This is a genomic window from Kitasatospora sp. NPDC059648 (assembly GCF_042734825.1).
Lineage (GTDB): Bacteria > Actinomycetota > Actinomycetes > Streptomycetales > Streptomycetaceae > Kitasatospora.
The window spans coordinates 38,073-51,686 of sequence record NZ_JBHWDU010000012.1; the positions used below are offsets into that span (position 1 = coordinate 38,073).

The 13,614-nt window shown below is 74.3% G+C and carries 13 protein-coding genes; 6 read left to right on the top strand and 7 right to left on the bottom strand.

What is annotated here, in order from left to right; translation table 11 throughout:
- Window positions 1-12 precede the first annotated feature (12 nt).
- Genes ACFV1W_RS10380 through ACFV1W_RS10405 form a run of 6 tightly spaced genes read left to right on the top strand, consistent with a single transcriptional unit; the run spans window position 13 to window position 7,101 of the window.
- Window positions 13-1,395, top strand: a complete 1,383-nt coding sequence (locus ACFV1W_RS10380) for a KamA family radical SAM protein (protein ID WP_380414967.1) — start codon at window positions 13-15, stop codon at window positions 1,393-1,395.
- The gene (locus ACFV1W_RS10385) at window positions 1,392-2,435 is read left to right on the top strand and encodes a RimK family alpha-L-glutamate ligase (RefSeq protein ID WP_380414969.1); all 1,044 of its coding nucleotides are present in this window, start codon (window positions 1,392-1,394) and stop codon (window positions 2,433-2,435) included. Before ACFV1W_RS10380 ends, ACFV1W_RS10385 begins: the two co-directional genes overlap by 4 nt.
- The gene (locus ACFV1W_RS10390) at window positions 2,432-3,658 is read left to right on the top strand and encodes an AMP-binding protein (protein ID WP_380414971.1); all 1,227 of its coding nucleotides are present in this window, start codon (window positions 2,432-2,434) and stop codon (window positions 3,656-3,658) included. Before ACFV1W_RS10385 ends, ACFV1W_RS10390 begins: the two co-directional genes overlap by 4 nt.
- Window positions 3,655-4,938 carry an MFS transporter gene (locus ACFV1W_RS10395; protein ID WP_380414973.1) on the top strand — a complete coding sequence of 428 codons (1,284 nt, stop codon included), beginning with the start codon at window positions 3,655-3,657 and terminating at the stop codon, window positions 4,936-4,938. The genes ACFV1W_RS10390 and ACFV1W_RS10395 overlap by 4 nt, the downstream gene beginning before the upstream one ends.
- The gene (locus ACFV1W_RS10400; RefSeq protein ID WP_380414975.1) at window positions 4,935-5,825 is read left to right on the top strand and encodes an SDR family NAD(P)-dependent oxidoreductase; all 891 of its coding nucleotides are present in this window, start codon (window positions 4,935-4,937) and stop codon (window positions 5,823-5,825) included. The genes ACFV1W_RS10395 and ACFV1W_RS10400 overlap by 4 nt, the downstream gene beginning before the upstream one ends.
- 16 nt (window positions 5,826-5,841) lie before the next feature.
- Complete coding sequence (locus tag ACFV1W_RS10405; RefSeq protein WP_380414977.1) at window positions 5,842-7,101, top strand: phenylacetate--CoA ligase family protein; 1,260 nt, start codon at window positions 5,842-5,844, stop codon at window positions 7,099-7,101.
- Between the two features lie 25 nt (window positions 7,102-7,126).
- Here ACFV1W_RS10405 and paaI read toward each other — a convergent pair whose 3' ends face one another.
- From paaI to ACFV1W_RS10440, 7 genes are all read right to left on the bottom strand, one after another.
- Window positions 7,127-7,537 (bottom strand): hydroxyphenylacetyl-CoA thioesterase PaaI, encoded by a 411-nt coding sequence (gene paaI, locus ACFV1W_RS10410; protein ID WP_380414979.1) that lies wholly within the window; start codon window positions 7,535-7,537, stop codon window positions 7,127-7,129.
- 231 nt (window positions 7,538-7,768) lie between these two features.
- On the bottom strand, window positions 7,769-8,479 hold the full coding sequence (locus tag ACFV1W_RS10415; protein ID WP_380414981.1) for a response regulator: 711 nt from the start codon (window positions 8,477-8,479) through the stop codon (window positions 7,769-7,771).
- A gap of 161 nt (window positions 8,480-8,640) precedes the next feature.
- Window positions 8,641-9,174 (bottom strand): hypothetical protein, encoded by a 534-nt coding sequence (locus ACFV1W_RS10420; RefSeq protein WP_380414983.1) that lies wholly within the window; start codon window positions 9,172-9,174, stop codon window positions 8,641-8,643.
- Window positions 9,175-9,276: 102 nt separating this feature from the next.
- Window positions 9,277-11,091, bottom strand: a complete 1,815-nt coding sequence (gene ctaD / locus ACFV1W_RS10425; protein ID WP_380414985.1) for a cytochrome c oxidase subunit I — start codon at window positions 11,089-11,091, stop codon at window positions 9,277-9,279.
- Window positions 11,092-11,292: 201 nt separating this feature from the next.
- Window positions 11,293-11,565, bottom strand: a complete 273-nt coding sequence (locus tag ACFV1W_RS10430) for a hypothetical protein (protein ID WP_380414987.1) — start codon at window positions 11,563-11,565, stop codon at window positions 11,293-11,295.
- A 5-nt stretch (window positions 11,566-11,570) separates the two neighbouring features.
- A complete protein-coding gene (locus ACFV1W_RS10435) occupies window positions 11,571-12,449 on the bottom strand; it encodes a virginiamycin B lyase (protein ID WP_380414988.1) in 879 nt (292 codons plus the stop codon).
- Between the two features lie 70 nt (window positions 12,450-12,519).
- A complete protein-coding gene (locus tag ACFV1W_RS10440) occupies window positions 12,520-13,602 on the bottom strand; it encodes an AI-2E family transporter (protein ID WP_380414990.1) in 1,083 nt (360 codons plus the stop codon).
- Window positions 13,603-13,614: the final 12 nt, after the last annotated feature.

The window sequence follows — 13,614 nt, forward strand, 5'->3', positions numbered from 1 at the left end:
GTGGACCGCCCCGTGATCCGCCAGCCGTACCAGTACGCCCGGACGCCGCTGGTCGAACCGGACTGGCGCCGACTGCCGGGCTGGCGCCGCGTCACCGAGGCGCAGTGGCGCGACGCCCAGTGGCAGCGCACCCACTCCGTCCGCAACACCCGCCAGCTGCGGGAGGTCGTCGGCGAGCTGCTCACCGACCACTTCTACCGCGAACTCGAAGCCGACCAGGCCGAGTTCGCCACCATGCCGGTCCTGCTGCCGCCGCAGGTGCTGAACACCATGGCGGCCGAGGCCCCGGCCGGTCCGCAGGCCTTCACCGAGGCCTTCCTGGCCGACCCGGTGCGCCGCTACATGCTGCCGGTGCGCACGGACCGCCACCCGCACTGGCCCAGCCACCCGCTGGCCGAACGCGACTCGCTGCACGAGGCCGACATGTGGGCGGTGGAGGGCCTGACCCACCGCTACCCCACCAAGGTGCTCGCCGAGCTGACCGCCACCTGCCCCCAGTACTGCGGCCCGTGCACCCGGATGGACCTGGTCGGCACCTCCACCCCGCAGGTGGCCAAGACCCGGCTAAGGCTGCGGCCCGCCGACCGGCAGGAGCAGATGCTCGACTACCTCAAGCGGACCCCGTCGGTGCGCGACGTGGTGGTCTCCGGCGGCGACCTCGCCAACGTGCCCTGGCCGCGCCTGGAGGCTTTCCTGCTGCGGCTGCTGGACCTCGGCTCGGTGCGCGACATCCGCCTGGCCAGCAAGGCCGTGGTGGGCCTGCCCCAGCACTGGCTGCAGCCGAGGGTGCTGGAAGGGGTGGCGAGGGTCGCCGCCGTCGCCGCCCGCCGCGCCGTCAACCTCGCCGTGCACACCCACGCCAACCACGTCCGGTCCGTCACCCCGCTGGTCGCCGAGGCGGCCCGGGCACTGCTGGACGCCGGAGTGCGGGACGTCCGCAACCAGGGCGTGCTGATGCGCGGGATCAACGACACCCCGCAGGCCCTGCTCGACCTCTGCTTCGCCCTCCAGGGCGAGGCCAACGTCCTGCCGTACTACTTCTACCTCTGCGACCTCGTCCCGGGCGCCGAGCACTGGCGCACCCCGCTGCACCGGGCGCAGCACCTCCAGGAGTCGATCATGGGCTACCTGCCCGGCTACGCCACGCCGCGCCTGGTCTGCGACGTCCCGCGGGTCGGCAAGCGCTGGGTGCACCAGGCGGTGGCCTACGACCGCGAGCGCGGCATCTCGTACTGGACCAAGAACTACCGCACCAGCCTGGAGTGCGACCCGGCCGACGCGTCCGCGTTCGACCGGCGCCACCCCTACTACGACCCGGTGGACACCCTGCCCGAGGCCGGCCGCCGCTGGTGGACCGACCCGTCCGCCGCCCCCGCACCCCGAGGAGCCCGATGAGCACCCCCGACCCGGCCGGCGGTCTGCGCCGGATGTGCTGGATCTTCCCCGACCGGGAGTCCTCCCGGATGGCCGAGCTGTGGCACGGATTCTTCTGGGACCTCTACGCCGAGAGCGCCGCCGACCTCGGACTGCGCTGGAGCCGGCACGCCCCGGACGCCGTCACCGTGGACGCCACCGCCCCCGGACGCCCCCTGGTGTACGTGGACGACGAACCCGTCACCCCCGAGGACACCCTGTTCATCACGGCGCTCTACTCGCTGCCGTACCAGTCGATGGACGTCTTCAACCAGTACGCGCTGTACGCGGTGCTCGAACAGGCCGGCTTCTACCTGCCGTTCCCGCCGCAGGTGTCACTGATCGGCAACGACAAGCTGGCCACGCTGCTCTTCCTGGCCGGCTCCCCGGTGCCGACCGTCCCCACCGTGCGGATCGGCACCGGCCGGGACACCGCCAAGTACGGCTACGAGGTCGCGCTCGGGAACATGACCTATCCGGCCATCGTCAAGCCGTCCGGCTGGTGCGGCGGCGGCGGGATCAACCTGGCCCGCGGCCCCGAGGACGTCCGGGGCCTGGCCAGCCTCGCCCAGGGCGGCGACACCACCCTGGTGATCCAGCCGTACCTGGGCGACGGGACGGTCGACTACCGGGTGTACGTGGTCGACGGGCGGCCGTACGCGGTGATGAAGCGCACCCCCGAGCCCGGCTCCCCGGTCGCCAACGCCAGCCGCGGCGGCGCCATGGAGTTCCCCCCGGTACCGCCCGAACTCGCCGCCGCCACCGCCTGGTTCGCCGAACGGCTGCCGATCCCGTTCTTCTGCGTGGACTTCCTCTTCGACGGCGAGCGCTACTGGTTCTCCGAGCTGGAGCCGGACGGGGTGATCGCCCCGGACCACACCGACCCGGAGCGCACCCTGCAACGGGACGTCGCCCGGGCCCGGTTCGCGGCCTACCGCGACGGCCACGCCGAGTGGCTCACCGACGGCGCCCGCCCGCTCACCCTGCCCCTCGCCCCCCACCACCGGACGGACGCCCGATGACCGCCTTCTCCCTCACCCCCGAGGCCGCCGGGCCCGGGCTCCGGGTGGCCCGGCGCACCCTGGAGCGGCTGCGCAGCGTCCCCGCCCTGGCCGGGCGCTACCCCGGGCACCTGGACGCCGGCTCCCTGGAGCGGCTCGCCGAGCTCCCGCCGCTGGCCAAGGACGACCTCAACACCGCCCTCGCCCACCTGGAGCCGGCCGCCGAGCGGTCCGCCACCTGGCTGTTCCAGAGCGGCGGCAGCACCGGCGCACCCAAGGTCGGCTACGCCCCCACCGGCTTCTACATGGCCGGGGTGCACGCCCACTGGCAGCCGCTGGACCGCACCGACGTCTTCGTCAACGCCTGGGGCGCCGGGCGGATGTGGGGCGCCCACTTCCTCGCCGCCGCGCTCGCCGACCTCTCCGGCTGCCGGATCATCGCGCTCGGCTCGGTCGCCCGCGAGGAGTACGGCGCCTGGCTGGAGTTCCTGGCGGCCCGCCGGGTGACGGCCATCGGCGGCACCCCCAGCGTGCTGCGGCTGTGGTTCGCGCACGCCCGCGCCACCGGCTCCCGACTCCCCTCGCTGCGCAAGGTGCTGTGGCTCGGCGAGGCCTGGCAGCCGCAGCTGGAGGCGGACCTCGCCGCGGTGGCCCCGCGGGCCGAACGCTGGGGCATGTTCGGCAGCACCGAGACCTGGGTGGTGGGCACCAACACCCCGCACTGCCCGGCGGACGTCTTCCACCCGCTGCCGGACCAGCTGGTGCACGCCGACGCCGACGGACTGCTCGACTTCACCACCCTCAACCCGGAGATGCTCAACCCGGTGCTCCGCTACCGAACCGGCGACGCGGGCGAGTTGACCGGCTGCCGCTGCGGCCGCCCGGAGCCGGCGATGCGCGTGCTGGGCCGGCGCGACAGCGTCGTCCAGGTGCGCGGCCTCGGGCTGGACGTGGACGAGCTGATCGCCCGGGCGGAGCGCGAGCCCGGGGTGGCCCGGGCGCAGGTGGTGCTCACCGAGCGGGACGGCCGGGCCACCGGCGTGGAGGTGCTGGTGCTGGCCGCCGGCCGGGGCGCGGCCCCGGACGTCGAGCGGCTGCGCGAGGAGCTGTTCGGCGACACCTTCACCCTCAACACGGCCTTCCAGCACGACCCCGGATCCTTCCGGGTGCGCCCGGTGGACGAACTGGTCGGCAACGGCCGCACCGGAAAGACCGCCGCCCTGGTCGTCCGGGAGGAGTCGTGACCGCGGAAGCCGCCCGGGCCCGCCCGGAGGAGTCGAAGGGGTCACCGCTCGGCCGGAGCTTCTCGCTGTTCTGGGCCGGACAGACCGTCAGCCTGGTCGGCGACAAGGTCACCGTCTTCGTCGTCCCCACTCTGATGATCTTCGTGCTGCATGCCTCCGCCCTCCAGGTCGGCGTGGTGGCCATGGCCCAGTACCTCGGCATCCCGCTGCTCGGGCCGGTCGCCGGGGTACTGGTGGACCGCTGGGACAAGCGCCGCACGATGCTCGTCTGTGACCTGGTCCGGCTGGCGGCCGTCGCCGCGATCCCGCTCGGGTACGCGCTGGACGTGCTCTCGACCCCGCTGCTGTTCGGCTGCGTGGCCGTCATCAGCGGCGCGACGATCTTCTTCAACGTCGGCTACCTGGTCGCCGTCCCGGCCGTGGTGCCGGAGGACGGGATGGTCCGCGCCTACTCCCGGCTGGAGGGCAGCGGTTCGGTCGCCGAGGTCGCCGGGCCGTCGGTCGCCGCCGCCCTGTACGGCGCGCTCGGGGTGGCCGCCCTGCTGGTCGACGCGGCCAGCTACCTGGTCTCGGCGGTCTGCTTCCGGTACATGCGCCCCTGGGGCGAGCGGACTGTCGAGGAGGGCTCGATCCGGGAGCGGCTGACCCTCGGCTTCCGGCTCAACTGGGCCGACCCGGTGCTGCGCCGGGTGGTGCTGGCGGCCGTCACCCTCAACTCAGGCGGCCCGGTGTTCGTCACCGTGCTGCCCGTCCTCGCCTACCGCGGCCTGGGCGTGCAGGTCGGCGTCTTCGGCGCGGCCATGTCCGTCTCCGCGCTCGGCGCCCTGCTCGGCGCCGTGGTCGCGCCCCGGCTGTCCCGGCGGTTCGGCCTGGGCCGGACGATGGCCTGGTCGCTGCTGCTGCACTGCCTGGTCGGCCTCGGCGTGCTCGCAGCGCCCGCGCTGCCCCCCGGCCCGGTGATCGCCGTGACCATGGGCTGCTACGGCTTCTTCATGTCCTGCATCAACGTGTGCAGCGCCCCCGCCCGGCAGTCCCGGATGTCCGCCCGCAACCAGGGCGCGATGCACGCCGCCTTCCGGACCGTCACCTGGGGCGTGATCCCGCTCGCCGCCCTGGTCGGCGGCCTCGCCGTCACCCTGCTCACCGGGCCGCTCGGCATCCTGGACGCCACCCGGGCGGTGACGGCCGGCGGCACCCTGCTCGCCGCCTGCTCCTTCCTCCCCGCCCTCGGCCTCCAGCCGCTGCTGGACGCGGCCGGGCGCAGCGAGGTGGGCGCATGAACGACCAGCACCCGGTGGACCCGTCGGGAAAGGTCCTGCTGATCACCGGCACCTCCTCCGGCATCGGCCTGGCCACCGCCCTCGCCGCGGCCGGAGCCGGGTACACCACCGTCGCCACCGTACGCGAACCCGCCCGGGCGACGGCCCTGCTGGGCGCGGCCGAGGCCGCCGGGGTCACCGTGGACGTCCGCCGACTGGACGTCACCGACCCCGGATCTGTCAGCGACTGCCTGGCGGCCGTACGGCGGACGTACGGGCGGCTCGACGCCCTCGTCAACAACGCGGGCGTCTCCAACTCCGACCCCACCCTGGAGATGTCGACCGACGCGGCGCTGCGCGCCAACCTGGAGGTCAACTTCTTCGGCGTCGCCGCCGTCAGCCGGGCCGCCATGCCGCTGCTGCGCGCCGCGGGCGGGCGGCTGGTCACCGTCGGCAGCGTGCACGGGGTGGTCGGGCAGCCGTTCAACGAGGCCTACTGCGCCGCGAAGTTCGCCGTCGAGGGCTTCATGGAGGCGCTCGCCCCGGTCGCGGCGGCGCACGGCGTCCAGGTGTCGCTGGTGGTGCCGGGCTTCGTCCCGGACACCGGGTTCGGGATCTTCCCCGACGTCGACCGGGCCACCCTCCACGCCGCCTCCGGCCCGTACGCGCCGACCTTCGCGGGCTACCTCGACTGGGTCGGCGGCCAGGGCTGGGAGTCGGCCGGCCAGCCGGCCCGGGAGGTCGCCGAGGTCGTCGTCCGCACCCTCCGCGAGCGGCGGCCGCCGTTCCGGGTGCCCACCAGCGCCTGGGCCGCCGGCTACCTGGCCGCCAAACTCGCCGACCCCGACGGCTCCGCCGTCCAGACCCTGGCCCGCAGCTGGCTCGGGCAGCCACCGTCCACGACCTGACCCCCGGAGTCCCGCCATGCCCGCCAAGCCCCTCGCCGAGCTGGTCCGGTTCGCCCGCGCCAACTCCCCGTTCTACGCCGAGCTCCACCGCGACCTGCCGCCGGACGTCGACCGGCTCGACCTGCTTCCGGTGATCGACCAGACCGCGTTCTGGGCCGCCAACACCTGGCCCGACAACCGGGTGCTCACCGGCCCGCTCACCGACGCCGGCGTCTACAAGACCGGCGGCACCACGGGCGTCCCCAAGTTCTCACCGTGGACCCGCACCGAACACGCCGACTCGGTCACCGCCTTCGGCGCCGGGCTCGTCCGGGCCGGGCTGCGGCCCGGGCACCGGGTGGCCAACCTCTTCGTCGCCGGGGAACTCTACGGCGGCTTCCTCTACATCGAGAACGCCCTGCACCACGCGCCGGTGGACAACGTCCGCCTCGGCGTCGGCGGCGCCGCCCCGGACGACTACGTCGCCGACCTGATCACCGGCTTCGGCGTGCACGTCCTGGCCGGCGAGCCGATGAAGCTCAGCGCCGTCGCCGAGCGCCTGGTCGCCCGCGGGGAGCGCGCCGACGGCGTCGAACTGCTGCTCTTCGGCGGCGACCTGCTCTTCGCCGACCTGCGCCCGCTGCTCTCCCGGGCCTTCCCGAAGGCCGCGGTCGCCTCGGTCGGCTACGCCTCCAACGACGCCGGGCTGGTCGGCGCGCCCGTCCCCGGCGAGGACGTCCGGGTCCACGAGGCCTTCGCCGACCGCACGGTGGTGGAACTGCTCGACGAGGTCACCGGCGAGCCCGTCACCACGCCCGGAACGCCCGGCCGGGTCGTGGTCACCAACCTGTTCCGCACCCTGATGCCGATCCTGCGCTACCCCACCGGCGACCGCGCCGAATGGGTCGACGGCGAGTGCCGCCGCTTCCGCCTGCTCGGCCGCTCCGCCGAGGGCGCCCGGGCCGGCACCGTCACCCTGCCCACCGAGGAGATCCGCGCCGTCCTGCTCGCCGCCGACCCGGACCGCCACATCGCCGGGATGCAGCTGGTGCAACGTCGGTGGAACGGCCGGGACGGCGTCATCCTGCGGCTCGGCCACATCGGCCAGCCGCCGCCCGCCGAACTCGCCGGCCGCCTCGTGGACGCCGTCTACACGGCCCTGCCGCTCTACCCGTCCGAGGTCGCCCTCGGCAGCGTCCACCACCTCTCGGTCGAGTGGGTGCCGCGCTCGGAGCTGGTCACCAACCCGCGGACCGGCAAGCTCCAGCAGGTCCTGGACGAGCGGCCCCGGCAGTAGCCCGACCCGGGAATCGGGGGCCGGCTCAGTCGTGCCGCGGCCGGCCCCCGATCACCACGCTCTGCCCCCGGAACTCGGCGATCACCTTGCCGTCCGCCCGACGCACCGTCACGTCGTAGATCCCGCCGCGCCCGGCCCGCGAACGCTCCACCGCCTCCGCCACCAGCTCGTCCCCGACGGCCGCCGGGGCCAGGAAGGCCACCTGCGCCGCCTGGGCGACGGTCACCGGGCCGTGGCTGTTGCAGGCGTACGAGAACGCGGCGTCCGCCAGCAGGAAGAGGAACCCGCCGTGCGCCGTGCCGTGCCCGTTCACCATCGTCGCGGCCACCGTCATCCGCATCACCGCACGCCCGGCGGACACCGACTCCAGCACGATGCCCAGCGACCGGCTGGTCTCGTCCCGCTCGTACAGCGCGGCGGTCACGGGGTCGAACACGGCGTCACGGTCCCTCCGTCGGCGATGTCCGGCCCAGCGTAGGGGACGCAGTCGTTCCGGTCACCGGCCGATGCCGCGTCAGTGCTCCGCGGGCGGGCGGTACCCGGTCCGCGTCCGCCGGCCCCGTCGCCCAGGACGCCAGGAGCACCCCGACCCGGCCGACCGTGCCTCGCCGCCGCCCCCGGGATCCCCGCGGCTCCTCCGGGGAGGACCCGTCGGCCCCGGTGCCCGTCAGCCGCGGCGCAGCGGGGACCACTGGGCGGCCGCGGACTGCCGCAGCTCGGTGGCGATCAGCGCCGCCTGCACCCGGCGCTCCACGCCGAGCTTGGCGAGCAGCCGGGAGACGTGGTTCTTCACCGTCTTCTCGGCGAGGTAGAGCCGCTCGCCGATCTGCCGGTTGGTCAGGCCCTCCCCGATCAGCGCGAGCACCTCCTGCTCCCGCACCGTCAGGGCCGGGCCCGCGGTCACCGGCCGGGCCGGCTCGGCGTCGCTGCGCAGCCGGTTCAGCAGCCGGGTGGCCGCGCCCGGGTCGAGCATCGAACGGCCGGAGGCGACGGTCCGGACGGCGGCGACCAGGTCGGTGCCGCTGATCTGCTTCAGCACGTACCCGGCGGCGCCGGCCATCACGGCGTCCAGCAGCGCCTCCTCGTCGTCGAAGGAGGTGAGCATCAGACAGGCCAGGTCGGGCATCCGCGACCGCAGCTCACGGCAGACCGACACGCCGTCCCCGTCGCCCAGCCGCACGTCCAGCACCGCCACGTCGGGCCGCAGCGCCGGCACCCGGACCAGCGCCTGCTCGGCCGTCGCGGCCTCGCCGACCACCACCAGGTCCGGCTCACCGTCCAGCAGGTCGTGCACCCCGCGGCGCACCACCTCGTGGTCGTCCAGCAGGAACACCCGGACCGGCGCCGAAGCCTCGGCCCCCTCCGCCATGGTCGCCATCACGCGGCTCCGCCCTCGTCACCCCCGCACACGAACAGCGGGGCCCAGCGCATCATCCCCCGCGCGACGGCCGGGGCCCAGGGCCGAACGACCCCATTCGCCCGCCCCGCCCCCCTCACCGCCACTCCGCCGTCCCCCCGTCGGCGCGGGCCGGACGCCGTTCAGCGCCCCTGCCGACGGACGCTGCCGAGCCCCACCAGCAGGAACGCGAGCGCGACGGCCGCCCCGCCCACCGCCGCGAGCACCGCCTTCGGGGCGAGCCCGCCCCCGGCGGACAGCAGGATCGCCACCGCGCCCAGCGAGGCCACCGCCGCGCCGACCACCAGCCACCCGGCCAGGGCGAGGGCCGCCGGGCGGCCGCCGCGCGGCACCGGTCCCGCCTCCAGCGCGGCCCAGCGCGCCGCGCTCTCCCGCTGCTCGCCGCGCCGGTCCCACGCCGCCCGCAGCCGCAGGGCCGTGCCGGCGACCAGCCCGGTGAGGGCCACCTGGGCGGCCGGGTGCCAGTCGGGCACGGCGAGCAGCAGTCCGCCGGCCAGTGCGAGCGCCGCCCACCAGAGCACGCAGGCCGCCGCGGCCGTACGGGTGGAGCGGGGACGGTCGGCACCGGCCTGGAGGTCGGCGATGGCGGGCAGGTACCAGACGCAGCCGCTCGCGGTGAGCGCGGCGGTGCCGATGGCGAGCACGGTGCGGGTCATGGGCCGGCCTTCCTGGGGCGCAGGGCTGACGGTGGGTGGCGGGGGCCGTCCCCGCCCGCCCGGGGCAGCGGCGGGCGGGGACGACCGTTCGGGGCGGCGGCCTCAGCCGCCGGCGGACGGGGACGAGGGCGAGGACGAGGACGAGGGCGACGTACGGGCCCGCTGCGCCCGGGTCAGCGGCCGGTCGTACTTCACCGGTTCCACCCCGCCCAGGTGCGCGGCCGGCTTCCCGGTGTTCTCCAGCACGTCCCGGGCCGCGATGTCCGGGTGGTGGAGGTCGAAGGCCGGGGACTCGGAGCGGATCCGGGGCAGCTTGACGAAGTTGTGCCGGGGCGGCGGGCAGGAGGTGGCCCACTCCAGGGAGCGGCCCCAGCCCCAGGGGTCGTCCGAGGTGACCTTCTCGCCGTACTTGGCGGTCTTCCAGACGTTGTAGAGGAACGGCAGGATCGACAGGCCGAGCAGGAAGGACCCGATGGTGGACACGGTGTTGAGCGTGGTGAAGCCGTCCGAGGCCAGGTAGTCGGCGTAACGGCGGGGCATGCCCTCGGCGCCCAGCCAGTGCTGCACCAGGAAGGTCGCGTGGAAGCCGACGGTGAGCGTCCAGAAGGTGATCCGGCCCAGCCGCTCGTCGAGCTTCCTGCCGGTCATCTTGGGCCACCAGAAGTGGAAGCCGGCGAACATCGCGTACACCACCGTGCCGAACAGCGTGTAGTGGAAGTGGGCGACGACGAAGTACGAGTCGGAGACGTGGAAGTCGATCGGCGGGGCGGCGAGCAGCACGCCCGTCAGACCGCCGAAGAGGAAGGTGACCAGGAAGCCGACCGTCCACAGCATCGGCGTCTCGAAGCTCAGCGAGCCCCTCCACATGGTGCCGACCCAGTTGAAGAACTTGACCCCGGTCGGCACGGCGATCAGGAAGGTCATGAAGGAGAAGAACGGCAGCAGCACCTGCCCGGTGACGTACATGTGGTGGGCCCACACCGTCACCGACAGCCCCGCGATGGCCACCGTGGCGGCGATCAGGCCCGCGTAGCCGAACATCGGCTTGCGGCTGAACACCGGGATGACCTCCGAGACGATGCCGAAGAACGGCAGCGCCAGGATGTACACCTCGGGATGCCCGAAGAACCAGAACAGGTGCTGCCAGAGCATCGCCCCGCCGTTGGCCGGGTCGAAGACGTGCGAGCCGAACTTGCGGTCGCATTCGAGCGCCAGCAGCGCGGCGGCCAGCACCGGGAAGACCAGCAGCACCAGCACCGAGGTGAGCAGCACGTTCCAGCAGAAGATGGACATCCGGAACATGGTCAGTCCGGGGGCGCGCATGCAGATGATGGTGGTGACGAAGTTGACCGCGCCGAAGATGCTGCCGAAACCGGACAGCGTGACTCCCATGATCCACATGTCGGAGCCGACGCCCGGCGAGTGCACCGCGTCGGACAGCGGCGCGTAGAGGAACCAGCCGAAGTCGGCGGCGCCCTGCGGGGTCGCGAAGCCTGCGGCGGCGATCAGCGAGCCGAACATGAACAGCCAGTAGGACAGCATGTTCAGGCGCGGGAACGCCACGTCGGGCGCGCCGATCTGGAGCGGCATGATCCAGTTGGCGAAGCCGGTGAACAGCGGCATCGCGAAGAGCAGCAGCATCACCGAGCCGTGCATGGTGAAGGCCTGGTTGAACTGCTCGTTGGAGAGGATCTGCGTTCCGGGCCGGGCGAGTTCGGCGCGCATGACCAGCGCCAGGATGCCGCCGATCAGGAAGAACGCGAACGAGGACACCAGGTACATGGTGCCGATCGTCTTGTGGTCGGTGGTGGTCAGCAGTCCGACCAGGGCCGAACCCGGCCGCCTGGCCCGGACCGGGCGCGGGGGCAGGGGCGTCGGCGGCGGGGTGGGGTCGCCCTGTGCCTGGGTGGCGCTCAAGGACGCGCTCCTTCGGAACGTCGTGCGAATGGGTGGCGATCCATGATCCGAACCCGCGCCCCGCGCGTCCCAGGGCCCTTGGACCCGCCCGGCCGGGGCCGCTGGGCCCGAGTTACCGGACCGCACCCGGGACCTCCCGACCGGGCCCGGTCGGGCCCCACCCTCGCACCGGCCCTTCGCCGAGACATGGTTGACGAAACGTCAGTCCTCGGCGCCACCGTTCACACGACGCATCCGCACCTGGTACCAGGTGGGCCGCCGGAGCCGCCCGCAGAGCATGTCGCAGACCACCTCGACGCCGTCCGGGAGCCCGCCTTCGTACAGTCGCCGCACGAAGTCCCGCTGCTCGGCGGAGCCCTGGGTGCTGAGCAGCACCTCCCACGGCCCGGCGGTGGCCTCGACGGCGGCCCGGCGCTCGGTCCACCGACGCCGTTCCTCCTCCTGCTTGCGCCTGCGCCCCCGCTGCCCCGGCACGGCGCTCAGCCCGCCAGCCGGGCGATCTGCCCGCGCTCCAGGGCCGCGTACACCGCCCCGTCCGGGCCGACGGCGATCCCGTGCGGTTCGGCGCCGGGGCCGGGGACCTGGTGGCCGTCCAGCCGCCCGTCCGGGGTGAGCACGCCGATCCGGCCGGCGCCCCACTCGGTGAACCACAGCCGTCCGTCCGGCCCGGCGGCGATCGCGTGCGGCCTGGCCGCGCGGTCGGCGAGCGGGTACTCGGTGACCCGCCCGTCGACCGTGATCCGCCCGACCAGTCCGCCGCCGATCCCCACGTACCAGAGCGCCCCGTCGGCCCCGGCGGTGATCCCGACCGGCGCGGTGCCCGGTGTGGGCAGCCGGTGGACGGTCGTCTCGCCGTCGGTGCCCACCCGCGCGATCGCGTCGGCCTGGTTGAGCGCACACCACAGCGCGCCGTCCGGCCCGGCGGTGATGTGCGCGGGGAAGGCGCCCGGCACCGGCAGCGGATACTCCGTCAGCTCGCCGTCCGTGGTCATCCGACCGACCCGGTCGGCGTTCACCTCGGTGAACCACAGCGCGCCGTCCGGCCCGGTGACGATCCCGCCCGGTCCGGCGTCCACCGCCGACAGCGCGAACGAGGACGCCTCGCCGTCCACCGTGATCCGTCCGATCCGCCCGGCGTTCATCTGGGCGAACCACAGCGCCCCGTCCGGCCCGGCGGTGATCACCGAGGGCCCGCAGCGCGGCGCACCGAGCCCGAACCGCCGCACCGAGCCGTCCGGTGCCAGCCGCCCGACCTCCCCGGCGTGCACCAGGGTGAACCACACACCCCCGTCCGGCCCCACGGCCACCCCGTACGGCCCGTCCCCCGCCCCGGCCACCTCGAACAGTTCCACCCGCACCCCTCCATCACTATCGCGACTCTCGTCGCATTAGTGATCCTCGCACACCCGCCAGCCCGGGGCAACCGACTTACCCGCGCGCGTCCGGCAGCCCCCGGAGGACCGAGATCACGCCCATGCCTGCCGCGCACACCGGCACCGCCAGGAGAGCGCCGATGATGCCCGCGATGCCGGAGCCGGCCACGACGGCGACCATGATGGTCGCCGGGTGCAGCTCCACCGTGCGGCTCTGGATGACCGGCTGGAGGACGTTGCCCTCGACCAACTGGACCGCCAGCACCACGCCGAGCGCCCACAGCGCCGTGCCGAGCCCGCCGTCCGCCAGCGCGACCAGCACCGCCACCGTGCCGGACAGGAACGCGCCGACGAACGGGACGTACGCCCCCATGAAGACCAGCGCGCCCAGGCCCGGGGCGCCGGGGACGCCGAGGGCGAGCAGGCCGGCGGTGATGAAGGCCGCGTCGATCAGGGCGATCAGGGTGGTGCCGCGCATGAAGCCGGCCATCGCCTCGAAGGCGCGGTCGGCGCAGGCGACCACGGTGTCGGCGCCCCGCCCGGGCAGGGTGGCGCGGATGGCGTCGCCGGTGCGGTGGCCGTCGCGCAGGAAGAAGAAGACCAGGGCCAGGGCCAGCACCCCGCCGGTGAGCAGCTGGGCGAGCAGGCCGAGCCCCGAGAGCACGCCGTTGGTCAGCGCCGAGAGCAGCGAGTTGGTCTCGCCCTTGGCGTTCTCCAGCGCGTGCTGGACCTTCGCCCCGAACGGCCCGAGCCACTCGGCCAGCCGCCGTCCGGCGGACGGGAGCGAGGTGGCGATCTGCGGGGCGCTGTGCACCAGGGAGTTGACCAGCAGGACGATCACCCCGACCACCGCGACCACCAGCACCAGGCAGGTCAGTGCGGCCGCCAGGCTCCGGCTCACCCCCCGCCGGACCAGCCAGGGCACCACCGGGTGGAGCAGGGAGGCCCCCAGCAGCGCCAGGATGAACGGCACGGTGGCGGCCCTCAGTTCGACCAGCGCGAACACCACCAGCGAGCCCACGGTGATCAGCAGGATCACCGCCACCGACCAGGCTGCCGCCCGCCGCACGGCGGGCGGCAGCATCAGGTACGGCCTGCGGTGGTCGGGCCGCCCACCGGGCGGGCGCTCCACGGACACGGCAGCCTCCGA